This is a genomic window from Streptomyces sp. NPDC102467 (assembly GCF_044765445.1).
GTDB lineage: Bacteria > Actinomycetota > Actinomycetes > Streptomycetales > Streptomycetaceae > Streptomyces.
This window is the reverse complement of record NZ_JBIWKA010000013.1, coordinates 53,817-75,841: the sequence shown is the minus strand read 5'-3', so window position 1 is coordinate 75,841 and position 22,025 is coordinate 53,817. Positions and strand designations below refer to the sequence as shown.

At 69.5% G+C, this 22,025-nt stretch carries 23 protein-coding genes and 1 pseudogene; 9 read left to right on the top strand and 15 right to left on the bottom strand.

Annotation, left to right across the window (positions count from 1 at the left end):
* Positions 1–14 precede the first annotated feature (14 nt).
* The 3 genes and pseudogenes from ACIREE_RS26810 (at position 15) to ACIREE_RS26800 (ending at position 2,117) form a co-directional block, all read left to right on the top strand.
* The gene (locus tag ACIREE_RS26810; RefSeq protein WP_404157155.1) at positions 15–509 is read left to right on the top strand and encodes a cupin domain-containing protein; all 495 of its coding nucleotides are present in this window, start codon (positions 15–17) and stop codon (positions 507–509) included.
* Positions 510–612: 103 nt separating this feature from the next.
* Positions 613–972, top strand: a complete 360-nt coding sequence (locus ACIREE_RS26805; protein WP_404157152.1) for a DoxX family protein — start codon at positions 613–615, stop codon at positions 970–972.
* Between the two features lie 189 nt (positions 973–1,161).
* A pseudogene (locus tag ACIREE_RS26800) lies at positions 1,162–2,117 on the top strand (IS481 family transposase).
* On the opposite strand, the gene ACIREE_RS26795 reads toward ACIREE_RS26800, so the two are convergent.
* On the bottom strand, positions 2,114–2,701 hold the full coding sequence (locus ACIREE_RS26795; protein ID WP_404157149.1) for a TetR/AcrR family transcriptional regulator: 588 nt from the start codon (positions 2,699–2,701) through the stop codon (positions 2,114–2,116). The pseudogene ACIREE_RS26800 and the gene ACIREE_RS26795 sit on opposite strands and share 4 nt — an antisense overlap.
* A gap of 160 nt (positions 2,702–2,861) precedes the next feature.
* Between ACIREE_RS26795 and ACIREE_RS26790 the strand changes: the two genes are divergently transcribed.
* Positions 2,862–3,425 carry a hypothetical protein gene (locus tag ACIREE_RS26790; protein ID WP_404157147.1) on the top strand — a complete coding sequence of 188 codons (564 nt, stop codon included), beginning with the start codon at positions 2,862–2,864 and terminating at the stop codon, positions 3,423–3,425.
* Positions 3,426–3,525: 100 nt separating this feature from the next.
* Here the strand turns inward: ACIREE_RS26790 and ACIREE_RS26785 are convergent, their stop codons facing one another.
* Genes ACIREE_RS26785 through ACIREE_RS26775 form a run of 3 tightly spaced genes read right to left on the bottom strand, consistent with a single transcriptional unit; the run spans position 3,526 to position 4,579 of the window.
* On the bottom strand, positions 3,526–3,660 hold the full coding sequence (locus ACIREE_RS26785) for a hypothetical protein (RefSeq protein WP_404157144.1): 135 nt from the start codon (positions 3,658–3,660) through the stop codon (positions 3,526–3,528).
* Entirely contained in the window at positions 3,660–3,989 is a 330-nt protein-coding gene (locus ACIREE_RS26780) for a hypothetical protein (protein ID WP_404157142.1), read from the bottom strand. Before ACIREE_RS26780 ends, ACIREE_RS26785 begins: the two co-directional genes overlap by 1 nt.
* Entirely contained in the window at positions 3,989–4,579 is a 591-nt protein-coding gene (locus ACIREE_RS26775) for a TetR/AcrR family transcriptional regulator (protein WP_404157139.1), read from the bottom strand. Before ACIREE_RS26775 ends, ACIREE_RS26780 begins: the two co-directional genes overlap by 1 nt.
* Before the next feature lie 124 nt (positions 4,580–4,703).
* Between ACIREE_RS26775 and ACIREE_RS26770 the strand changes: the two genes are divergently transcribed.
* The 3 genes from ACIREE_RS26770 to ACIREE_RS26760 all read left to right on the top strand — a co-directional run bounded on the left by ACIREE_RS26770 (position 4,704) and on the right by ACIREE_RS26760 (position 8,414).
* Complete coding sequence (locus tag ACIREE_RS26770; RefSeq protein ID WP_404157136.1) at positions 4,704–5,714, top strand: NADP-dependent oxidoreductase; 1,011 nt, start codon at positions 4,704–4,706, stop codon at positions 5,712–5,714.
* A 139-nt stretch (positions 5,715–5,853) separates the two neighbouring features.
* Positions 5,854–6,660 (top strand): thioesterase family protein, encoded by an 807-nt coding sequence (locus tag ACIREE_RS26765; protein ID WP_404157680.1) that lies wholly within the window; start codon positions 5,854–5,856, stop codon positions 6,658–6,660.
* A 152-nt stretch (positions 6,661–6,812) separates the two neighbouring features.
* A complete protein-coding gene (locus ACIREE_RS26760) occupies positions 6,813–8,414 on the top strand; it encodes an APC family permease (protein ID WP_404157133.1) in 1,602 nt (533 codons plus the stop codon).
* A gap of 13 nt (positions 8,415–8,427) precedes the next feature.
* Here ACIREE_RS26760 and ACIREE_RS26755 read toward each other — a convergent pair whose 3' ends face one another.
* Together ACIREE_RS26755 and ACIREE_RS26750 are read right to left on the bottom strand one after the other, a co-directional pair.
* Positions 8,428–9,261 (bottom strand): PIG-L family deacetylase, encoded by an 834-nt coding sequence (locus ACIREE_RS26755; protein WP_404157130.1) that lies wholly within the window; start codon positions 9,259–9,261, stop codon positions 8,428–8,430.
* 200 nt (positions 9,262–9,461) lie between these two features.
* Entirely contained in the window at positions 9,462–9,887 is a 426-nt protein-coding gene (locus tag ACIREE_RS26750) for a winged helix-turn-helix transcriptional regulator (RefSeq protein ID WP_404157677.1), read from the bottom strand.
* 117 nt (positions 9,888–10,004) lie between these two features.
* Between ACIREE_RS26750 and ACIREE_RS26745 the strand changes: the two genes are divergently transcribed.
* Positions 10,005–10,892, top strand: a complete 888-nt coding sequence (locus ACIREE_RS26745) for an alpha/beta fold hydrolase (protein ID WP_404157127.1) — start codon at positions 10,005–10,007, stop codon at positions 10,890–10,892.
* Between the two features lie 112 nt (positions 10,893–11,004).
* On the opposite strand, the gene ACIREE_RS26740 is transcribed toward ACIREE_RS26745, so the two are convergent.
* Together ACIREE_RS26740 and ACIREE_RS26735 are read right to left on the bottom strand one after the other, a co-directional pair.
* A complete protein-coding gene (locus tag ACIREE_RS26740; protein WP_404157124.1) occupies positions 11,005–12,075 on the bottom strand; it encodes a PHP domain-containing protein in 1,071 nt (356 codons plus the stop codon).
* Positions 12,076–12,403: 328 nt separating this feature from the next.
* Positions 12,404–12,769, bottom strand: coding sequence for a darcynin family protein (locus tag ACIREE_RS26735; RefSeq protein ID WP_404157121.1), 366 nt, complete (start codon positions 12,767–12,769; stop codon positions 12,404–12,406).
* 233 nt (positions 12,770–13,002) lie between these two features.
* Here ACIREE_RS26735 and ACIREE_RS26730 point away from each other — a divergent pair, with 233 nt between their 5' ends.
* Positions 13,003–13,950 carry a LysR substrate-binding domain-containing protein gene (locus tag ACIREE_RS26730; protein WP_404157119.1) on the top strand — a complete coding sequence of 316 codons (948 nt, stop codon included), beginning with the start codon at positions 13,003–13,005 and terminating at the stop codon, positions 13,948–13,950.
* Between the two features lie 253 nt (positions 13,951–14,203).
* Here the strand turns inward: ACIREE_RS26730 and ACIREE_RS26725 are convergent, their stop codons facing one another.
* The 7 genes from ACIREE_RS26725 to ACIREE_RS26695 all read right to left on the bottom strand — a co-directional run bounded on the left by ACIREE_RS26725 (position 14,204) and on the right by ACIREE_RS26695 (position 21,988).
* On the bottom strand, positions 14,204–14,914 hold the full coding sequence (locus ACIREE_RS26725) for a 2-phosphosulfolactate phosphatase (protein WP_404157674.1): 711 nt from the start codon (positions 14,912–14,914) through the stop codon (positions 14,204–14,206).
* A 96-nt stretch (positions 14,915–15,010) separates the two neighbouring features.
* The gene (locus tag ACIREE_RS26720; RefSeq protein ID WP_404157116.1) at positions 15,011–16,294 is read right to left on the bottom strand and encodes an MFS transporter; all 1,284 of its coding nucleotides are present in this window, start codon (positions 16,292–16,294) and stop codon (positions 15,011–15,013) included.
* On the bottom strand, positions 16,291–16,779 hold the full coding sequence (locus ACIREE_RS26715; RefSeq protein ID WP_404157113.1) for a MarR family winged helix-turn-helix transcriptional regulator: 489 nt from the start codon (positions 16,777–16,779) through the stop codon (positions 16,291–16,293). The genes ACIREE_RS26720 and ACIREE_RS26715 overlap by 4 nt, the downstream gene beginning before the upstream one ends.
* A 49-nt stretch (positions 16,780–16,828) precedes the next feature.
* Positions 16,829–17,392, bottom strand: a complete 564-nt coding sequence (locus ACIREE_RS26710; RefSeq protein WP_404157110.1) for a cysteine hydrolase family protein — start codon at positions 17,390–17,392, stop codon at positions 16,829–16,831.
* A 198-nt stretch (positions 17,393–17,590) separates the two neighbouring features.
* On the bottom strand, positions 17,591–18,565 hold the full coding sequence (locus tag ACIREE_RS26705) for a phosphotransferase family protein (protein ID WP_404157671.1): 975 nt from the start codon (positions 18,563–18,565) through the stop codon (positions 17,591–17,593).
* A 64-nt stretch (positions 18,566–18,629) separates the two neighbouring features.
* Complete coding sequence (locus ACIREE_RS26700; protein ID WP_404157108.1) at positions 18,630–21,194, bottom strand: FtsX-like permease family protein; 2,565 nt, start codon at positions 21,192–21,194, stop codon at positions 18,630–18,632.
* Complete coding sequence (locus tag ACIREE_RS26695; protein ID WP_404157105.1) at positions 21,194–21,988, bottom strand: ABC transporter ATP-binding protein; 795 nt, start codon at positions 21,986–21,988, stop codon at positions 21,194–21,196. The genes ACIREE_RS26700 and ACIREE_RS26695 overlap by 1 nt, the downstream gene beginning before the upstream one ends.
* Positions 21,989–22,025 lie beyond the last annotated feature (37 nt).

The window sequence follows — 22,025 nt, the reverse complement described above, 5'->3', positions numbered from 1 at the left end:
GTGGACTCGTGAGCATGACCGAAGAAGCCAAGAGCAACGAGACCCAGGTCGGCCCCGCCGTTTCGGTGGTGGGCCCCGGCGACGGCGAGACGATCGTTCTGGGCCCCACGCGTATGCGCGTTCTGGAGGACGGCAGTCACACCGGGCACCGCCTCGCGATCACCGAGTCCGTCCTCGCCCCGCATACGCAGGGGCCGCCGCAACACCGCCACGCCCGACACGACGAGGGCTTCTACATCCTCTCCGGCACCGTGCGGTTCACCGTCGGGGAGAAGGACCACGACGCCACCACGGGCACGCTCGTCATGGTTCCGCCGGGCACCCCTCACACCTTCGCCAACCCGACGGACCAGCCCGCCGTCATGCTCAGCACCTTCACCCCCGACCTGTACGTGCAGTACTTCCGAGACCTCCAACAGGTGCTCACCGACGGCCGGCCACTGACACCACGGGCCAACGTCGACGCCATGAGCCGCTACGCGACCGAGCCCGCCACCGACCTCGCCTGAAGCCGACCGGCCGCAACCGCCCGGTCACCCTCCTTCCGGTCCGCTCGGTCCCGGCCGACGGACCGGCTCTCCTCCAGCGCTCTTCGACCCATGAACGGGAACCATGCACATCGCCTACTGGATCGTCGCGGGCCTGCTCGCGCTCTTCTACTTCTACGCGGGCACGCTCAAGGTGATCCGCAGCCGCGATCAACTCCGGCCGATGATGGCCTGGGTCGACCGCCTGCCCTTGCCCGCCCTCAGGGCGCTGGGCACGGTGGAGATACTCGGCGCGGCCGGCCTGGTCCTGCCACCGCTGACGCACATCGCGCCGTCACTGGCACCGGCCGCGGCCATCGGGTTCGTCCTCCTGCAGACCGCCGCGATCGCCGTCCACCTGACCGGTGGAGACCGCCGGATCACTCTCAACATCGGGCTCGCCGCGGCGGCGGCCGCAATCATCTGGCCGGCCACCACGCTGTGACCGCCCCGACATCCCGCAACAGCGCTCAACCCAAGCGCAGTCGGGCCTTGTCCGCGCGTACGGCCTAGGTGTTCTGTCCGGGGAGGTTGTGGACGGGTGAGCGAAATCTCGGCTGAGGGATCTTGAACGAGTGAGGGCCTCCCGGGTTCGGTGTGGATTGCGACGTCTACACCGACCAGAAAGGCCCTCGTGCCTCACCGTAATGCACCGCTGACCGAGACCGGCCGGCTGCGCCTGGCCCGCTGCGTCGTCGACGACGGCTGGCCCCTGCGCCGGGCTGCCGAACGCTTTCAGGTCTCACCCACCACCGCCCAACGATGGGCCGGCCGCTATCAGGTCATGGGTGAGGCAGGAATGGCCGACCGCTCCAGCCACCCGCGCACGAGCCCGCACCACACCCCGACCCGCACCGAGCGACGGATCGTCAAGGTCCGCGTCCTGCGCCGCTGGGGACCCGCCCGCATCGCCTACCTGCTACGACTGAACCCGTCCACGGTGCACCGGGTCCTCACCCGCTACAAACTGGCCCGCCTGACCCACCTCGACCGCGCCACCGGACGGGTGATCCGCCGCTACGAGCGCGACAGGCCAGGCGAGTTGGTGCACGTGGACATCAAGAAACTCGGGAACATCCCCGACGGCGGCGGACACAAGACCCTCGGCCGCCCCAGGCCGGCCGCAAGACCCGCTCCGCAGTCGGCTACAGCTACCTGCACAATGCCGTCGACGACCACTCCCGCCTGGCCTACAGCGAGATCCTCGCCGACGAGAAGAAGGAGACCGCCACCGGCTTCTGGACCCGGGCCCAGGCGTTCTTCACCCAGGCCGGGATCACCGTCGAGCGCGTGCTGACCGACAACGGCTCCTGCTACCGCTCACGCGACTGGCGCGACCTGCTCAGCACCTCCGGAATCACCCACAAACGCACCCGGCCCTACCGGCCGCAGACCAACGGCAAGGTCGAACGCTTCAACCGCACCCTGTTGGACGAGTGGGCCTACGCCCGCCCCTACCGCTCAGAGGCCGAACGTCGCGAAGCATTCCCCGACTGGCTGCACACCTACAATCACCACCGCGGACACACCGCGCTGAAAGGCCAACCACCCGTCAGCCGCGTCCCCAACCTCACGGGTCAATACACCTAGGTGTGCGAAGGAGGTGCCAGGATGCCTTCGACGCCGTGCAGGAACGTCTCGGAGATCAGCACCGGGTCGAAGAGACAGCCGGCTGCCATGGCCCCGTCCCGGAGCATGACGAAGTGCCGTCCCGCCGCGTCGGCGGGCGTACAGCCGGCCTCCGCCAGCAACTGCGTGACGGTCTCCAGGAACCATTGCCGATGCGCCAGCACGGCTCGGTGGACCGGGTGGGCCGGGTCGGGATACTCGGCCGCCGCGTTCAGGAAGGCGCACCCGCGGAACCCGGAGTACTGGATGCCCTCGACGATCGTCCGGCCGACGGCCCTGACCGTGTCCGCCGCGGGCCCGCCCTCCACCCGGGTGGCTGCGACCTGCGCCCGGATGCCGTGGTCGGCCTGCTGGAGGTAGGCAAGGATCAACTCCTCCTTCCCCTTGAAATGCCGATACAGGGTGGCACGGGTGACCTGGGCTTCCGCGATGATCCGGTCCACGCCGACGGAGTGGATGCCCTCCGCGTAGAAGATCCGGGTCGCTGTGTCGAGCAGGCGAGACCGCGCCTCGGACGTGCTCCCGCCTTCTGTACGCGCACTCATGGCGCCCACCGTACCAGTCGATGAGGGAGAACGTTCGGTCTTGACAGTGCGGCGACGGCGCCCTTAAATCAAGCAAGAGACCGAACGTTCTCCCTCATCGGTGACGTGTCTCGGACGCCACTCCTCTCGCACCACGCCGCTTTCGCCGGAAGGAACCCTCATGGACACCACCGTCGCCGCCCCCGCACCTACCGCGAGCGCCTCCACAGCGCTGCGCCACCTGTATCTCGTGCGCTTCGTGTTCGCCGCCGTCTGGGCCGCCCTGCTGTTCACATCCGCCCATGACCTGGGCACCCTCGGCACGACACTGCTGGTGATCTACCCCTTGTTCGACATGGCGTGCGCCGTCGTCGACGCCAGGGCCGCCAAAGCGGACGGCGGACCGGTGCGCGGCCTCTACGCGAACATCGCGCTCAGCGCCCTCACCACCGCAGGTCTTGCCGCCGCCGCATCCTCCGGCATCCCGGCCGTCTTGCGCGTCTGGGGCGCCTGGGCAATCACCGCGGGCCTCGTCCAGCTGATCGTCGGCGTCCTGCGACGCAGCATGGGAGGCCAGTGGCCGATGATCGCGAGCGGCGCCATCTCCACCCTCGCCGGATCCTCGTTCATCGCGCAGGCCGGTAAGGACAACGCCTCGCTGAGCACCCTGGCCGGCTATGCCTTCCTCGGCGGAGTCTTCTTCCTCGTCTCCGCCCTCCGCCTGAACCGAACCGCCCGCCATTGAGCACGGGTGAGCACGCGGCCGGCCCGGCCCTTCGCCCTCACAGGCAGCACTGTGAGGGCGGAGGGTGATCGGCGTCGTCGGGACGTCACCCGGGCGTCGGTCAGGTGCCCTTCTCCCGCGGGCGGTAGGCGTCCCGGTCCTGTTGGAGGAGCCACAGATCCCGCATATGGCCGGGCCGGTCGAAGAGTTCATGGAACTTTCCGCTCTGGACGATCCGGCCGCGGTGCAGCACCACTACGCGGTCGGCGATAGAGGCATTGCTTCGGCGGTGCCGGGGTAGCGGAAGGTGACATCGCGCAGGGCGATGTGCCGCGGTCGGCCGGGGGCGTGGTCGCCCCGGGCGAGGTGTTGCCCGGCGGCTTCGGTGACGAACCGTTCCCAGTCATCGAGATAGACCCCGGTGCGCAGGAGGTCACGGCCGTAGGCGACGAGGCCCTGGAGGCCGGAGGCCGCCGATCGCAGGGCGAAGACCCAGCGGTGCACCGCGCCAGGAGCAATCCACACCGCGGACCGTTCCCCGAGCGGGTGGCCGAGTTCACCGGTCAGGTGCGCGACGATCTCCACTACGAACGCGAAGCGGGCTGTTCCCCCTCCGCGTCATCGCTCGCCGCGGCGGTCAGAATCGCGCCGGCGACGACGTCGAAGAGGTGGTCGGCGCGTGGCGCGAGCGAGGGTTGATCGCCGATCCATGCCAGCGCCGCCACCAGCGCGAACAGATCGGCGCCATCCATGTCGGTCCGCGCCACGCCCGCGGCCTGGGCACGACGGAGCAGCCCCGCGCCGGCCGCGCGCAGGGTGACGCACGAAGCGTGAAGCGCGGACTCGGTGTCCTCGATGGCGGCTGCCATCAGCACGGTCACGCCCCGATACTCGGTTGTCCATTCGACGCAGTCGCGTAGCCACGAGACGAGAGCGACTTCGGGCGAGCTCGACGTCTCGAACTCGCCTGCCTTCGCCGTCAGTTCGTCGAAGCTCGTGCGGAGCAGGGCATCGAGCAGCGCCTCGCGGGTCGGGAAGTGCCGTAGCAGCGTCGCGAGCCCGACGTCGGCCCTGCGCGCGATGTCGCGCAGGGATACGTCGACGCCTTGCTCACTGATGGCGGTGCTCGCCACAGCGAGTATCTGGTCACGGTTCTTTTTGGCGTCGGCGCGCATCTGTCCCCTTCGGCCTTCCCTCTTGACTACCCGGATCAGTGGTCCATATATTCGGATCAGTGATCCAGTTATGTGGAGCACTGATCCGAATGAGTCTATCCCGCGGTGCGGACAGGAGAGAACGATGCCGAAACACACGATGCGTGCCGTGCGGATCCACGAGCACGGAGGCCCCGAGGTACTGCGTGACGAAGAGGTAGCGATGCCGGTGCCGGGGCCGGGCGAGGTGCTCGTCCGCGTGCACGCGGTCGGCGTCAATCCCCCCGACTGGTACCTGCGCGACGGGATGTCCAACCTGCCTCCGGAGACGAGGCCGAAGTTCAGCTTGCCGGTGATCCCGGGGACGGATCTGTCGGGCGTCGTCGAGGCTGTCGCCGCGGACGTGGACGGCCTCGCCGTCGGTGATGAAGTCTTCGGTCTCCTTCGCTTCCCCAGCTTCGACGGCGCCACCTACGCCGAGTATGTGGCCGCGCCCGCCTCGGACCTAGCACGCAAGCCGGCCGGCATCGATCACGTGCACGCCGCCGGGGCACCCATGGCCGGGCTCACCGCCTGGCAGTTCCTGATCGACGTCGGACACGACCACCCCTCCCCCTTCCAGGAAGCACGGCATCGCCCGACGACGCTCGACGCCGACACGACGGTGCTCGTCAACGGCGCCGCGGGTGGCGTCGGGCACCTTGCACTGCAGCTGGCGAAATGGAAGGGCGCACGCGTCATCGCGGTGGCATCCGGCGCACATGAATCATTCCTGAGCGAACTCGGCGCCGACCGGTTCATCGACTACACCAAGAGTCGCCCCGAGGAACTCGTGCACGATGTCGACCTCGTGCTCGACACCGTCGGCGGCCCCGGCAGCAGCCGCTTCCTGCGTACGCTCAAGCGGGGTGGCGCTCTGTTCCCGGTGTTCTTCGGCGAGTTCGACGAGGAGGAGACCACGAGGCTGGGCGTCACGGTCTCGGGCGCCCAGGTCCGCTCGAACGGCGCGCAACTCACCGAACTGGGACGCCTGCTCGACGCGGGCACCGTCCGCGTCGCGATCGACAGCACGTTCACGCTCGCGGACGCGCGGGCGGCGCACGAGCGCGCCGCCCGGGGGCACATCCGAGGCAAGATCGTGCTCACGGTCGCTTAGAGCCTGCCTTTGAACGGACGCCGTCACCATCGGCGTTCACCTGACCTTCGGCCGGCGCACCATACTGAGTGTGGGTGTAGGCACCATCGTCTACGTCGTCCACTACCAGTACGGCGAACTGCCCGAGGAGAAACGTCCGTTGAACACCGGCACCACGGTCCCCGACAGCTACTACGAGCGTATCGACGAGCACCGCTACAAGCCCACGGCCCACGCCGGCGGCGCCTGGGACCCGGACGAACTGCACTTCAGCCCGCTCGGCGGCCTCATCGTTCACGCCATCGAGCGTCAACTGGCGCCGGGGGCGGACACGGGCCTCGTGATGGCCCGGATCAGTTACGACATCCTCGGCCGGCTCGCCCTCGACGAGTGCGAGATCCGGGTGGACATCATCCGCTCCGGCCGCACCATCGAGCTGGTCGAGGCCGTGGTGCTCGTCGCCGACCGGCCGGTGGTCCGGGCCCGCGCCTGGTTCCTCGCCACAGTCGACACCTCCGCTGTCGCGGGCGGCCCCGACGACCGACTCACGCCTCCCGAGCGGCTCGCCCCGTGGGCGATGTCCTCGGTGTGGCCCGGCGGATACATCGCCTCCCTGGACGTCCGGCCGCTCGCGCCACCCCGGCCTGGCCGTACAAAGGCCTGGATCTCCACCCGGCACGCCCTCGTCGCGGGCGAGCCCAGCAGCCCGCTCGCGTCCTACCTCGCGCTCGTCGACACCGCGAACGGCATCGCCGTACGACAGCCACCCACCGACTGGATCTACCCGAACGTCGACCTGACGGTTCACCTGCACCGCCAACCCGAGGGCAACTGGACCGGCCTGGACACGACGGTCACCTTCGGCCCGACCGGACAAGGCCTCACCAGCACTGTCCTGCACGACATCAACGGACCGGTCGGACACGCACAACAGATGCTCACCGTCCGCCCCATACCGAAACAGTGATCACGAATGCCGACGCCGTACCGACCCGGCGACTGCCGTGAACGGGCCGGGACCGCCCCGACGGCGCGGGGCGCACCGCGCTTCGACACACGCGACGTTCCGCATGGCACGCTGACCCCCGTGGATCCGTGATCGTCGAGGAGGTTCGTCACGTGGCGCAGCAACAGCCGACGGAGACTGCCGGTGCCCCGGACGTCCGCGCCGAGGAGAACCGGCTGCGCAAGGACCTCGGGTTCTGGGGTCTGACCGCGATCGGCTTCTCCAACATCCTCGGCTCGGGCTGGCTGTTCGCCGCCATGTACGCCGCCCAGACCGCAGGACCCGCCGCGTTGCTTTCTTGGATCGCGGCCGGACTGCTCTGCGCGCTGGTGGCCCTGGTCATGGTCGAACTCGGCGCCACCAGGCCGGAAGGCGGCGGCACGGTCCGCTGGCCGCTGTACGCGAACGGCCGGCTGGTCGGCACGGTCGTCGGCTGGTCCGTCCTGCTCTCCGTGGGCGGCACGGCGGCCGAGATCAGCGCGATCATGCAGTACGCCGCCCATTACGTTCCTGGGCTCTACCACGACGGCAGCCTCACCGCGTCGGGTCTCGGCGTCGCCGCCGCACTGAGCGTGCTGCTCACCGCACTGAACTGGTTCGCGGTGCGGTTGTTCGCGCGCATGAACAACCTGGTGTCGGTGTTCAAGGTCGTCGTGCCCGTGCTCACGGTGGTCGCCCTGTTCCTTTCCGGCACCCACGCGGGCCGCCTCACGGACCACGGCGGGTTCGCGCCGTACGGTTACGCGGCCTGCCTCACCGCACTCGCCGGCGGCGGCATCGTGTACTCCGTGAACGGGTTCCAGGCCCCGCTGGACTTCTCCGGAGAAGCCCGCAATCCGCGCCGCAACGTACCCGCCGCCGTCCTCACCGGAATCGGCCTCGCGGTCCTCGTCTACCTCGGGCTCCAACTCGCCTTCCTCTATACGGTGCCCGACTCACTGCTCGCGCACGGCTGGCAGGGGGTCAACTTCGAGTCGCCGTTCGGCCAACTCGCCCTCGTCCTCAACCTGCACTGGCTCGCCACCCTGCTCTACGCCGACGCGGTGGTCTCCCCGGGCGGCTCCGCCTACGTGGGTGTCGCGATCGACGCCCGCCACACCTACGCCCTCTCGAAGAACGGCCTGCTGCCCCGCTTCTTCATGCGCATCGATCCCCGCTCCGGCATCGCGCGCCGCGCCCTGGTCCTCAACCTCGCGGTGATCATCGTGTTCATGCTGCCGTTCGGCGGCTGGCAGGACATCGTGAGCGTGATGGGGGACATGTACCTGATCATCTACGCCGCCTCGGCGGTGGCCGTGGCGTCCTTCCGGGCGCACGACCGGGAGCGTGGAATGCCCCTCGCGGACGGCCACATGCCGGGGGTGCGCTGGATCGCACCGGTCAGTTTCGCCGTGGCGACCGAGTTCGTCTACTGGTCGGGCTGGGACGACCTGCGCCTCGCCCTGCCTCTCGTCCTCGCCGGAGTCCCGCTCTTCCTGCTGCAACGACGCAGGGCGGCGGCCGGCGGTGCCCCGGCCCAGGAACTGCGCCAGGGCGCCTGGCTCGTATTCCACCTGGCGGCGCTGACCCTGTTGTCGTGGCTCGGCACTTTCGGTGGCTCCGGACGCCTGCCGGCGCCGTACGACTCGGTCCTGGTGGGCATCGTCGCCTTCGCGGTCTTCGGGTGGGCGGTGCGCTCGGGCGCCGCCCACCTCCGCACGGACCCCGCGCACTGAGCGAGCGGGCGGATCAGCGCAGACCGGCGAAGAGATCGTCCTCGGATACGGCCGCGCCGGTGGCGTCCTTGACCCGTACGAAGGTCTCCACGCCCATCAACTCACCGAACCTCTCCTTGCCCATCTTGAGGAAGAAGATGTTCTCGCCCTGGCTGGCGTGAGCGGCAAGCGCATCGAACTTCTGACCGCTGAACGCGGTGGTGTCCACCCACGTGGTGATCTCGTCGTCGGGGAGACCGATCTCGGCCATCGCGGCGGCCTCGGCGGGATCCGGCTCCGGCATGTCCGGCTGGAACTCGCGCATGATCTCGCCGAACCGCTGCATCCCGGAGTGGGGCATCGTGGTCCAGTACACCTTCGGTGTCAGCGTGATCATCTCCAGCGCCGCCATCGTGATGCGGTGGGCCTGGATGTGGTCGGGGTGGCCGTAGAAGCCGTTCTCGTCGTAGGTGACGACCACATCGGGCCGGTAGTGCCGCATGAGCTCCGCGAGTCGGGCCGCGCCTTCTTCCACGGGTGTCTGCCAGAAGGATCCGGGGGCATCGTTGCTCGGCCAGCCGGTCATCCCGGAGTCGGCGTAGTCCAGCATCTCCAGATCGCTGATCTTCAGGACCTCGCAACTGGCCTCGAGTTCTTGGCGGCGCATCGAGGCAACGGCCGCCGCATCGTGCCCGGGATCACCCGGTTTGACGCCCCCGGGTCCGTCACCGCAGCCGCCGTCAGTACAGGTCACGAGGACCGTGCGGATGCCTTCCGCCGCGTACCGCGCGAGAACCCCTCCGGTGCTGGTGGCCTCGTCGTCGGGGTGGGCGTGCACAGCCATGAGCGTCAAGGGCCGTTCGGTCATGAAAAGGTCCTCCTGCAGAAATGCGTCTTCGTCCGAGTGCGCGGCGGGGATGCCACGATCCAGGGGCCGGCCCCTGGCGGGCGGACGACCTTGCGGTCTCCGTGTCCCCGCCCGTACGGCGCCGGCACCTCGGTCGATGCAACAGTGCCGACCCACCCGACTGTTCCCGGCACAGCCGATCGGCGTGCCGGACACCCGGCTCATGCGGGCGTCTCGTCCCGGCTGTACTGCTCGTTGGCCTGGTCGATCTCAAACATGTGCGCCTCGGCCCACTCCCGCAGGGCGGCAAGCGGAACCTCCAGCGAGAGTCCGAGCGGGGTCAGCCGATAGAACACCCGCGGAGGCACGACGGGTTCGACACGACGGCTGACGAGGCCATCGCGAACCATTCCCTGCAGCGTGACCGACAGCATCTTCTGCGAGACCCCTGTCATCCGGCGCTGCATCTGGGAGAACCGCAACTCCCCGCCTTCCGCGGCCAGCACCTTGACCGCCATGGAGATCCACTTCGTGCCGATGCGGTCGAGGAGCTTACGAGTCGGACACGCCGGTGAGAAGAGATCACCACGCGACCCGACCGTGCCCTGCGACCTTCGCGTCTCCCGCGCCTCCCGCGCCTCCCGCACCGAAGAGTCAGTCACCTGCACCTCACCACCTGTCGCGAAAGTACCGTCTTCCAGCACTGACCCTAGTCACCTAGCGTTTGGCTGTCACTAAAGGTTACTGCCCCCTGGAGAGCCCCCATGCCTACCGGCCCCACTGCAATTCGCGAGGACCCGCCTGCTGTCCCCGCTCCCCAAGTCGAACTGCGGCGGGTGAAGGCCAACGGAGTCGAGCTGAACGTCGCCCTCGCCGGGCAGGGCCCCGCCCTCTTGCTGCTCCACGGGTTTCCGCACACCTGGCAGGTCTGGAGCAAGGTGATCGACCCACTTGCGGCTCACCACCTCGTGATCGCGCCCGACATGCGCGGGTTCGGCGCGAGCGAGCGGGCGGCAGGGGGCTACGACGCCAACACGCTCGCCGACGACGCGCGAGCCCTGCTGGGCACATTGGGATTCGCCTCCGCCGCGGTGGTGGCACTCGACGCAGGCGTGCCGCCCGCGCTCTCGCTCGCCCTGCGCCACCCTGACCTCGTGGACCGGCTGGCCGTCATGGAGTCGTTGGCGGGCACGTTGCCGGGCGCAGAGGACTTCCTGACGGGCGGTCCCCCGTGGTGGTTCGGCTTCCACTCGGTCCCTGGACTGGCCGAGTCAGTACTGGGAGGCAACGAGGATCGCTATGTGGACTTCTTCCTCGACGCCGGCACGATGGGGGACGGCATACCGGCTGCCGTACGCGAGGCCTTCATCGCCGCCTACACCGGCCATGACGCTCTGCGCTGCGCCTTCTCGTACTACCGCGCCCTGCCGATGAGCGCCGAGCAGATCCGGCAGGCCGTGACACAGGCACGGCTCACGGTGCCCACCATGGCCATCGGCGCACATCCGGTGGGGCGGGCACTGGAGCAACAACTGCGCCCGGTAGCAGATGATTTGACGGGCCACACCCTCGACGACTGCGGCCACATCATTCCGCTGCACCGGCCGGCCGCACTGCTGCGGCTGCTGGAACCATTCCTCGATGATGTGTAGGCGGGTCGCCGGCATGCGAGGGGGGCTGCGGCCGCAGTTGTGTTGGTACCTACGGCCGCCGCCCTGCACCCCGACGCTCGGGCCCGCCTGGAGGTTCTTGAACCACGCCCGCTCACCGCAACTCTCCCGCCCGCTTCGCCCGGGTCCATTCCAGCAAGGTGTCCACGGGCCAGGTCGTGACCACGCGTTCGGCGGGCACACCGCATTCCTCCGCCCGCGCGCAGCCGATCACCTGCCAGTCCAACTGGCCCGGCGCATGCGCGTCCGTGTCCACCGAGAACAGGGTCCCCGCCGCCACGGCGAGGCGCAGCAGACGGCGCGGCGGATCGAGGCGCTCCGGGCGGCTGTTGATCTCCACCGCCGTGCCGGCGGCCGCGCACGCCGCGAACACCGCGTCGGCGTCGAACTGCGACTCTGGCCTGCCGCGGCCGGTGACCAGCCGGCCGGTGCAGTGCCCGAGGATGTCGGACCGCGGATTGCTGACGGCGGCAACCATCCGACGGGTCATCGCGTCGGCGTCCATACGCAGTTTGGAGTGCACCGAGACGACCACGACATCGAGCTGGTCGAGCAGGTCGGGTTCCTGGTCGAGGGAGCCGTCGTCGAGGATGTCGCACTCGATGCCGGTGAGCAGCCGAAACGGTGCCCAGCGAGCGTTCAGGTCGGCCACCGCCGCAAGTTGCTCCCGCAGCCTCTCGGGGGACAGCCCGCGGGCCACCGTCAGTCTCGGGGAGTGGTCGGTCAGGACCGCCCACTCGTGCCCGACCTCTTGGGCGGCCCGGCCCATCTCCTCGATCGGGCTGCCGCCGTCCGACCAGTCGGAGTGCACGTGGCAGTCACCGCGCAGCAGCGCCCGCAGCCCGGTGCCCGCTTCGCCCGCCACGAGGGGCGTTGCCCGGGCCTCCGTCTCGAGGCGTTCCAGATACGTGGGAACGTCGCCTGCCCACGCCTCACGGATCACTGCGGCAGTCTTGGGGCCGATCCCCTTGAGCGCTTCCAGGGAACCGTTGGTCACACGCTCCGTGAACTCGGAGTCGGTCAGTCCGGTCAGCACCGCGGCGGCCGTCCGGAAGGCGCGTACCCGGTAGGTCGGTGCGCGATCGCGCTCCAGCAGGAACGCGATCCGCTCCAACGCCCGCACTGGTTCCCTCGCCGGCTCACTGTGCACCTTGGTCGCGGTCATCGGGTTGCTCCAGCTGGTCATCCCGCGGCAGCGGCTCGTCCGCGGGTCGGCTCGACGAGCGAAACGCAACCGGCTCGTCCACATCAGGATGAGCGGAGCGATCACCTTCAGCACCCGGGTCCGGCGTCTTGACTCAAAGACGTGCCGGGCCGTTCCGGGCTCGACGCCCGCCGGAGTGACACTCGGCGCGAGGGAGCCGAACGCCGCCAGGGCTCTTCCATGGGCGTTGGCCCGATCGGGCGAGGGCGGTCCGGCGCTGCTCGCGCGCCGATGCCCTCCGGACCTACGAAGGGCCGGGGACATTCGGCGGCGCGGGTCGGGTGGTGTGTCAGGTGCTGATGGTGGTGACGGCGTCGAGCCCGTACGTGCGGGCATAGCCGTTCTCGGTGCCGACGAGGAGGTCGACGATCGTGAAGTAGCGGTCCCAGAAGGGGGTTTCGCGCAGTGCGTCGATGAGGAGCTGGTAGGCGTCGTGGTCGTCGGCTTCCCAGACCCAGACGTCGGTGACGCGGGTCGAGTAGAACTCCGTGTCGTAGAAGCGTGAGCGGACGCCGGTGGTCTTGGCCTTGATGGCGGGGACGACCTGGGCGGTGAAGGCGTTCACGCGTTCCTCGGGGGTCATGGCCAGCCACTCAGGTGTGGTTTTGATGAGCATGAACGCGGTGACCGGCGGTGTGCTGTTCTCAACAGGCATGACAGGCGCTTTCGACGTAGCGGATGGCTGGGGTGCAGTCGGTATTTCGAGGCTTGGTGCTGGGTGCGGGTGACGCCCGCGTCGAGGCCCCCGTTCTGGCGGGAGCGGCAATGACGATCATGGAAACCTCCTGGTCGTGCCGGATCGGGAGGACCCTCATCCTGGGCGGGACCATGGTGTTGCCACAATGGGAACTTGAGCACGGGATCATTGCCTGAAATGGAATAACGCCTATGAGCAGCAGTGCAGAACCTGGCATCGACGCCAATCTCGCCATCTCGTTGGACGCGTTGCTGACCGAGCAGAGCGTCACGCGCGCCGCTGCCCGGCTGCACACCTCGCCGGCCGCGATGAGCCGCACACTCGCCCGGCTGCGGCGCATCCTCCAGGACCCTCTGCTGGTCCGGGCCGGTCAGGCCATGGTCCCCACTCCTCGCGCCCAGGCCCTGCGCGAGGAGACGGCCGCGGTGGTGCGTCGTCTGGGAGCTCTGCTGGCTCCGGACGCCGGCGTCGATCCCGCCGTCCTGCGCAGCACTTTCACCCTCCAGACGGCCGATCTGCTCGGCGCGGCGCTGGCCCCGGGGATGCTGCGCCTGGCCCGGCAGGAGGCGCCGGGAATCTCGCTGCGGTTCCGCGCCGAAGAACTGGAAGCCGGACCGGCGCTGCGCGACGGCCGGATCGACCTGGAGATCGGGTCCATCGGCCACGTCGACCCCGAGACCCTGACCGAGGAACTGCTCACCCTGCGGATGGCGGCGGCCGTCCGGCCCGGCCACCCCCTCACCGAAGGGGCCCTGACCCCCGCCCGGCTCGCAGCCGCCGAACACGTGGTCGTCAGCCGCCGCGGCCGGTTCACCGGTCCCCTGGACACCGCTCTGGCCGAGCGCAACCTGCGCCGACGCGTCACCGTGGTCCTGCCCAGTCACATGGCGGCCATGGCTCTCGCCGCCTGCAGCGACATCGTCTGTCTCGTCCCCACCGCTCCCCCGGGCGCCGGCACCTCCCCCCTCACCGGCACCGCCACCACCCTGGGCCTGCGCCTCCTCGACATCCCCCTGCCCCTGCCGCCGCTGACCATCGGCATGGCCTGGCACCCCCGGCACGCCGCCGACGCGGGCCATCACTGGCTCCGCGACGCCGTCCGCCGGACCCTGCACGCACCCGGGAACTCGACTGTCTGACGTCACGTGCCGGATCTGGTGCGGGCCGCCTTCATGTCAAAGGTTTTCGGCCCAGTAGGCGGCCCGCACCTCCCCCTCCGCGAAGTCCCGGCGCGGCAGACGCAGACCGCTGCCAGGCCTCGGCCAGTGTCTGCTTGGTGATCTTCATGGCGTGAATATAGGAGGGGTCACTGACAACCTGCCGTGAGAGGAGGCCAGTTGCGTGCTTGGTCGCTCAGCGGATGGGCGGAGCCGGGTAGTTGGCCGTGCCGGCTCACCGGCCGCCGGACCGCGGCACAGGTTTCGGGCTCGCGACTGCTACGGGACGCAGCACCGTCAGAGCCCCTTCCTGGCGAGCCGTCATCGCAAAGGAGAACCTGTCGATCTCCAGGCAGAGATCGACGTCGTCCGGGTGGTATCCGCTCCGCAGCCCGCCGGCGAGGTCCCCCGCGGCGCGCGAAGTCCTCGCGCGGTGGAGGTACGGGGCGGGCTCGACCTCGCCTCCGGCCATACATTGAGCGATGTATTCAGCGCAGGCCAGATCTTCGTCGGCCTCTCCTCCCTCGCCGGTGACAACGAACGTCACCGGACCGGAATCCTCGGCCCGTAGAAACCGCGCGGTCGGCCCGGCCACCACGAAGCTCGCGCACAGGACCAACGGCGCGTCCGCGACGGCCAGCGCGCCCACGGTTCCTGCCGTCGTCTTCTGCACCAGCGTGCGACCGGTGAAGTCGCGTGACCTGAGCAGGCCAGGTGAGTTCACCGCGTCGAAGCCCGCTGCCGGGGCCCCGTCCTTCAAAGCCAGCCAACCCGAGTGGCTGTTCTTCAGGTCGAGCGCCTCAGCTTCCGTCGACGCCAGGACGATTCTCTCCACGCCGCGCGAGAACGCCCAAGCCGCCACGGTGAAGGCGCGCATGACGTCGATGACGACCGCCACCCGGGGAACGCCGGTCAACTCGGGGATGCCGACGAAATGATGATCCATCGCACCATCATGATGCCTCGGGGCCGCCTGACGGACGGCGGGGCCTTGCACCCTCCGTACAGCAACTGGTCACGCCTGTACGAGAGTCCGAGGAGGCTACCCGGGCGTCGCCGCCGCGGGGGCGGTCTCGGATCCAGTCGGTTCCACGACGGAAGCCGGTGTGCGGTAGGCACGGAGAGGGGAATTGACCGCCGCAACGATGGAAGTTGCCAGGACGGCGGACAAGCCGCCGGCGATCAGGGAGAACGAGGCGGAGGTGGCCGACGCGATGAGGCCGCCGCGGAAGTTGCCGAGTTCGGGCCCGGCGACGCCGATGACGTGTTCCACGGAAGAGACCCTCCCCCGGTAGGCGTCCGGGGTCTCCAACTGGACCAGGGCGCTGCGGGTCACCACCGAAACGGTGTCGGCGGCACCGGCCACGGCCAGGAAGCCGAGAACCATCCACAGCGGCCCCGCGAAGCCGAAGCCGATCATCGCCAGACCCCAGATCCCGGCTGCGGCAAGCTGGACAAGGCCACTGCGCCGCCAGCGCGTCACCGTGCCGGAGAGCAGGCCTGCCGTGATGCCACCGACCGCGACGGCCGAGAGAAACAGGCCGAGGGTCTGCGGGTTGTCGTCGAAGCGGACTTCGTTGACCAGCGGGAAGAGCGCGATGGGCATGGCGAGCAGGGTCGCGGACAGGTCGGTGGCCATCGAGCCCCACAGCGTCGGGCGCTGCAGGATGATCCGCCAACCACCGCGCTCCGGGCGCCGCTTACCCTGCGGAGCAGCTCCCTGAGGCTTGAGGGACGGGAGGCAGATCACCGTGAGCAGTGACACCAGGGCGGCTGCGGCTTGCGTGGCGTAGGCGGCGGAAAAGCCCCATCGGGCGATGATCAGCCCGGCCAGCGCGGGCCCGGCCAGCATCGCCACCTGGAAGGAGACGTTGGTCAGCGCGAGTCCGGTCGCGACCTGGTCCGGCGGCAGCAGCCGTACCGGGAAAGTGCGCCGAGCGGGAGCGCCGAGGGCGCCGCAGGCGGTTCCGGCAGCCACCAGGGCGAGCAGGAGCAGCACGTTGTGGTTGCCCGTCAGCGCCTGGGCGCACATGCCTGCGGCGGCCAGCAACCGGCCTGCGGCGGTGGCCCGTACCACTGTGCGACGGTCGACGGTGTCGGCCAGGGTGCCGCCGAGCAGTCCGAACAGCACCATCGGCACTCCCGTGGCGAGCCCGATGGTGCCGGTGCCCACCGCGCTGCCGGTCAGGTCCCAGACCTGGGCCAGCACCGCCATGTTGGCTATCTGGCCGCCGAGTTGGGAGACCGCGGTGCCGGCCCACAGCGCCCGGAACGGTCGGCTCTCGCGGAGCGGGCGGGTATCGAGGAAGCGGACCGGCTTACTCATGACGGTGGTTCCACGAGGTGGTCGAGGATCCGCCGGCGCATCGAACGGTGCTCCAGCGCCTTCCGTACTTCCTCGACGACGGCGGTCATCGCGTGCGGGACCTCGCCGTCCAGCTCGGCGACCGTCGCGTGCGTGGCGCGCCACTCGGCCTCCAGGAACGGCACCAGTGAGCGGCCGCGCTCGGTCAGATCGATCCGCCGGGTACGGGCGTCCGCGCCCGGCTCGGAGGTGACCAGATCCTCTTTGCGCATGGCGGCGATGGTCTGGCTGATCGCGGAGTGCGAGCGGTTCAGGGACGCGGCGAGCTCGCGGATCGTCAGCGGCCCGGTGTGGGCCAGCCGGATCAGCGGATAGGCGAAGCGGGGCCGCACGCCTTCGATGCCACGCTCGAGGTAGAACTGCTCGATCGCGGCATCCATAGCGGCCAGCAGCTCGTGCAAGGACTGCCAGGGGTCGGGCCGGGTCGTGGGATCGGAGATTGTCACAGCGCTAATATAACAGCGCTGCGGCAATGTGGGTCCGGACAGCCCGTCGCTATTGCGGTGCGATGTCCTTGAGCCAGTCCTCGACCGCGACGACGTCTGCCCACTGCGGGAAGAGCTTCTCGATGAGGAACCGGTGCACCTCGGGGTCGGTGTCGAGACAGGCGTCCGCCAGGACGGTGAGGCCGAAGTCCAGATCGATGGCGCGCCACAGGGTGGACAGCACTACGGCGCTGGTGGCGATGCCGGTGAGAACGAGGCTGTCGATGCCCCGAGCCCTGAGAACCAAGTCGAGGTCGCTGCCCGAGAAAGCGCTCCCCCGCCTCTTGGTGACCACGACATCGCCCTGCTGAGGCGCGACGTCGTCATGGATCGCGGTGCCAGGGGCGCCCTCGGTGAACAGGCCGGCCCGCACGACGTTCGCGATCACTTTGTTGCGCGAGCCGACTTCCGGATCGCCCGGCCGTAACCCGAGCACGACGTAGATCACGGGGATGCCGGCAGCCCGCGCGCCGTCGATCGCCTTGCGCAAGCGCTGCAGATATTTGGAACCGTCGTCGGCGATGGCCACGACGTCCCGTTGGACGTCCATCACCAGAAGTGCGCTGTTCGCCATTGCCAGCCACCTCTTCTGTGTCGAGAAACAAGACTGCCGGTGCCCGCCCGGCTGAAGAAATGGATGTCCGGGCCCTGTTCGGAGCCTTCCAGGTACCTGACGGTGAACCCGCCGTCGGGGTCCTCGTGGGATGCGGCAACGGCCGTAATTACTTGCCCGCGTGCCGCCGGGCTGAACCTGACCGGCGCGCACAGGCCATCAGGCGTGGATCAGTTCCAGCGCCTGTTTCAGGTTGTGCTCAGCGATGCCCGCCATGAAGGCCCGGTCGGGGAAGTTCCCGTCGAGCAGCCGCAGTGGGCCTGCCGTCAGCGAGAGTCGCTGGGCGAGCATGTAGAGCGCGAGCCTGTCCTCGTCCAGTCCGTCCGCCTCCAGCGGCTGGTAGGCGGCGTGCAGGCGGATCCGTAGAAACACGTGCTCCCACTCGATGTCGAAGTACATCGATCCCTCGATGTCGATCACCACCGGGCATCCGTCCGCGTCCACCAGCACGTGATCGGGCCCCAGTTCGCCGTGCACGACCGCGTACTCCGCGCGCGGCCGTACCGCCGCCGCCAGGCCCAACAGCCGCTCCTCCAACCGGTCGTGGGCCTCCGCGATCCGCGGATCGCGCGAGGTCGCCTCGGCGAGGTCCCGCAGCGCACGGTCGAGAACGACCCCCTCGCACGACGTACCGCGCGACGTTCCTCCGGCGTCGACCACCGCCACCTTGCCGTACGCCGGCGCCCGATGGCCACGCATCGCCTCCAGCGACTCCGCGAGCCGGGCCATGACCGGGGCGGCCGCGCGCGGATCGCGTACGAGCAGTTGCTCCAGGTTCTCTCCCGTCAGGTCCTCGACGATCGCAAGGTCGGCCGGGCAGTGGTCGCCGTCGCGGTCGACGAGACGGATCGCCGGGACGCGGACGCCGAGCGCGTCCAGCCGCGCATGCGCGGCCCGGAACAGATCGAGCCCGAGGCCGGGCGAGAACGGGTCGGTGAGGTCGTCGTCCCCCTCGGCTGCCGGCCAGTAGTTCTCGGCGTCGTCCCACAAGTAGGCGATCGCGCTCGTCGCGTCGTTCATCACCAGGCGGTACACGCCCTTCTTGCTGCCGCCCGCGACCCGCTCGACCGCCTCGAGCCGCCGACCGCCGCCCAGCGCGGCCCGCGCCGCACCCGCCAACTGCTCCCGCGTCACTGCCCTGCAAGGCACGTTCCGGTCCACCCTTCTGTCTTTCTGCCTGACAACTGACGGCCGGTTGTTACGGGGCGACGGCGGCCTCGGCAGGTTTCGCCCGCAGCGCGACCGACGTCGGGATCAGGATCGTCACGAACGTCAGTACCACCGCAGTCCCTACGATCGTCAGATAGATCCACGCGGGCCCGCTGGGCAGCACCGACCCGTCCAGGGCCAGTCCGAAGGGAATCAGTGCCCCGGCGGCGACCCCGGTGCCGAGCACGATCCCGACCAGCGCCGTCACCAACGCCTCGACCGACACCATCCACATCACCTGTCCGCGGGTCGAGCCGATCAACCGTTGCAGCGCGAACTCGCCACGCCGCTCGGCGGTCGCCACGATCAGCGAGTTGATCAGTGCGATCACCGCGTAGCCGACGACCACCGCGGCCAGCAGGAAGCTCGCCACCCGGCCGCTCTCATCGCTCTGCGCGTGCGCGACGGTCGCCTCCGTGCGGTCCGCGACAAGGAGTCCGGGCACATCACCCGCCGCTTTACGTACCGCCGCCTTCAGAGCCGCGGACGACACTCCCGGCCCGGCCTTCACCAGGATCTGCGGCAGTACACCGGTTGTGGTGCGGGGCAGCAGCTCGATCGCGGGCACCATCGCGTAGGCGAACCCGCGCGGCGGGACGAACGATCCGACGACCGTCATCGTGGTCACCTCGCCGTCGCCCCAGCGCAGCCGCACCCGATCGCCGACGTCTTTACCGTTGTCGTCCAGCACATCCGTGGGCAGCACGATGGTGTCGCCGGTGAGGCGCCGGTAGTCGCCGTGCGCCGTCGGGTGCCCGATCGCCTGCCGCGCACCGGACGCCGTGACCCCTTGCAGGTCGATCTCGATGGGCTCGACCCGATGATCCGCCGTCGAGTCGTTGTCGTCCCCGCCCGAACCGATGACGGTCTCCAGACGCGCCTCGCTGGACACCGATGCGGACGCCCCGGCGACCTGCGGCAGACGGGAGAGCGTGTCCACGAGCGACAGCGGGAGAGCCCCGTTCTGCGAGCTGACCACCGTGTCCGCCTTCAGGCCGTCGGCGAACATCCGGTCGCCGGCGTCGTCCTGACTGGTCTGCAGGTAGACCAGTGCCGTGGCAAGGCCGGTGGCCAGCATGATCGGGGTGACCGCCGAGGCCAGCCGGACCTTGCGCACCGACGCGTTCAGCATCGCCATCCGCCCCGGAAGACCGGTGAACCAGCCGACCGGCCATCGCAGCAGAGCCGCCAGCCAACGGCACAGGCCCGGGGCCACCAGGGCGACCCCGACGGCCCACAACATCGCGGCGGGCCCGGCCGTACTCGCCGCGATCGGGCCGGTCATCACCGACGCCGTCACGATCGCGAGCGCGGTGGCACCACCCAGGAACAGGAACGCCAGGATCATGCGGAGGGGACTGATCCAGCGGGTCTGCAGCGTCGCGTCGGCCATCGCCTCGGTCGGCCGGACCTTCGACACCCGGCGGGAGGCGATGAACGCGGCGGCGAGCGCCGCGAACAGCGTGGCGCCGAAGCCTGCGAGTTTCGGGATGAGTCCCTGGCTGAAGAGCATCTCCCCCGGGATGAGGCCCTGTTCGACCAGGATGTCGTACATGAAGTGACCGAAAGCAGGTCCCAGTACGAGGGACAAGCCGGCCGCGAGAGTTGCGATCACGCATGTTTCCGCCATCACCATGCGGCGCAACTGCCCCGGCGTGACACCGGTCGTGCGCAGCAGCGCCATCTCCCTGCGGCGCTGCTGCATCAACATGCCCACGGTGCTGCCCACGACGAAGATCGCGACCATGGTGGACAGACCACCGAACGCGCCGGCGACCGGAATCAGGTTCTGCCGACCACTGATCGCGTCCGGGAACTCGGCAACCCCCCGATCGTCGCCGCGGAGCACCTGGGCCCCGTGCTCCCGGACGACGTCATCGACCGCGTCGGCGAGTTTCGCCGAGTCGGTGCCCGGGGCTGCGAGCACCCCGATGTCGTCGATCTTTCCCGGCCGGCCGTACAGCCGAGTGGCCTCGCCGTCGGAGAACAGCAGCGTGGACCGGGTGGTGATCCGGCTTTCGGCGATTCCGCTGACCCGGAAGACGTGCGGGGTGCCGCGCACCGACGTCCGCAGGTGTCGGCCCGGCCGCACGCCCAGCCTTTTCGCGGTGGTGCGGTCCACCACCACCTCGCCGGACGCGGTCGGCCTGGCGCCCTCGACCAGCTTGTACGGCGAGAGCGACGCGCTGGACCAGCCGTGCCCGAACGCGGAGACCGGTCGGCCGGCCAGCGCGGTGATCGGCACCGAGACGTCCGGTACGGCCGCGGCCACGCCGGGCACCTCGGCCACGGCGTTCACCAGATTCTCGTCCAGCGGTACTCGCTCGGTCATCGGGTCGGTTGCGGAGCCGACCGCGTGGCCGGGGTAATCCTGGCTTCCGGTCACCACGACCGGCGCCGCGGCCAGCCGCTCGGCCTTGACGTTGGCGCGGATACCGGTCTCCAGCAGTCCCCCGCAGCCCTGTACGACGACAGCGCCGACGAACAGAGCGATCAGCGACGCGAGGAACCCGCCCTTGCGATAGCGCAGGGTCTTGAACGCGAGTCGCAGCACTAGAGCGCCCGTTCCGCTGCCACGGGCCGCTGCATCCGGGCCCACGCGCCGAGTTGCGTCATCTGCCCGGCCACCTGCTGGGCGGAGGGCCGTTGGAGCTCGGCGCTCACCCGGCCGTCCACCAGGAACACCACGCGGTCGGCGTGCGATGCGGCCACCGGGTCGTGCGTCACGATCACCGCGGTCTGCTCGCCGCTGTCGACCGACTCGCGCAGCAGCCCGAGGATCTCCAGCGCGGTCTCGGTGTCCAGGGCGCCTGTCGGCTCGTCTCCGAACAGCAGGGCCGGCCGGGTGACCAGGGCGCGGGCGATCGCCACGCGCTGCTGCTGACCACCGGAAAGCTCGCCCGGGCGGTGCTTGCGGCGGGACGAGAGGCCGGTGCGCTCGATGACGTCGTCCACCAGCCTGCGGTCGGGCCGTTTGCCCGCAAGCCGCAGCGGCAGCGTCACGTTGTCCACGACGTTCAGCGCGGGCAGCAGATTGAAACTCTGGAAGACGAACCCGATCCGATTCCTGCGCAGCTTGGTCAACTTGCGCTCGTTCATCGCCGTCAGGTCCTGGCCGTCCAGGAAGACGCTGCCGGACGTCGGCCGGTCCAGGAGGGCGGCGCAGTGCAGAAAGGTGCTCTTGCCGGAACCGGAGGGGCCCATCACCGCGGTGAAGGTGTGGCGGCGAAAGGCGAGCGACACCCCCGCCAGCGCCACCACGCTGTTGCGCGACCGCCCGTACACCTTGCGGACGTCCCGCAAGCGCAGTAACTCGTCCGTGGTCGGCCGCCCTTGCCCCGAACTCATGAAGGTCTCCCAGCTCTCAGGTGTTCCACCGGCTCGG

Bases quoted from the DNA above. Each gene is read 5' to 3' on its own strand.
- ACIREE_RS26790 (WP_404157147.1), top strand. From the start codon at position 2,862: ATGGACACCACCGTCGCCGCCCCCGCACCTACCGCGAGCGCCTCCACA.
- ACIREE_RS26710 (WP_404157110.1), bottom strand. From the start codon at position 17,392: ATGGCGAACAGCGCACTTCTGGTGATGGACGTCCAACGGGACGTCGTG.
- ACIREE_RS26730 (WP_404157119.1), top strand. From the start codon at position 13,003: ATGAGCAGCAGTGCAGAACCTGGCATCGACGCCAATCTCGCCATCTCG.
- ACIREE_RS26740 (WP_404157124.1), bottom strand. From the start codon at position 12,075: ATGACCGCGACCAAGGTGCACAGTGAGCCGGCGAGGGAACCAGTGCGG.
- ACIREE_RS26755 (WP_404157130.1), bottom strand. From the start codon at position 9,261: ATGACCGAACGGCCCTTGACGCTCATGGCTGTGCACGCCCACCCCGAC.
- ACIREE_RS26720 (WP_404157116.1), bottom strand. From the start codon at position 16,294: ATGAGTAAGCCGGTCCGCTTCCTCGATACCCGCCCGCTCCGCGAGAGC.
- ACIREE_RS26725 (WP_404157674.1), bottom strand. From the start codon at position 14,914: ATGGATCATCATTTCGTCGGCATCCCCGAGTTGACCGGCGTTCCCCGG.
- ACIREE_RS26775 (WP_404157139.1), bottom strand. From the start codon at position 4,579: ATGCGCGCCGACGCCAAAAAGAACCGTGACCAGATACTCGCTGTGGCG.
- ACIREE_RS26770 (WP_404157136.1), top strand. From the start codon at position 4,704: ATGCCGAAACACACGATGCGTGCCGTGCGGATCCACGAGCACGGAGGC.
- ACIREE_RS26810 (WP_404157155.1), top strand. From the start codon at position 15: ATGACCGAAGAAGCCAAGAGCAACGAGACCCAGGTCGGCCCCGCCGTT.
- ACIREE_RS26735 (WP_404157121.1), bottom strand. From the start codon at position 12,769: ATGCCTGTTGAGAACAGCACACCGCCGGTCACCGCGTTCATGCTCATC.
- ACIREE_RS26805 (WP_404157152.1), top strand. From the start codon at position 613: ATGCACATCGCCTACTGGATCGTCGCGGGCCTGCTCGCGCTCTTCTAC.
- ACIREE_RS26695 (WP_404157105.1), bottom strand. From the start codon at position 21,988: ATGAGTTCGGGGCAAGGGCGGCCGACCACGGACGAGTTACTGCGCTTG.
- ACIREE_RS26745 (WP_404157127.1), top strand. From the start codon at position 10,005: ATGCCTACCGGCCCCACTGCAATTCGCGAGGACCCGCCTGCTGTCCCC.
- ACIREE_RS26795 (WP_404157149.1), bottom strand. From the start codon at position 2,701: ATGAGTGCGCGTACAGAAGGCGGGAGCACGTCCGAGGCGCGGTCTCGC.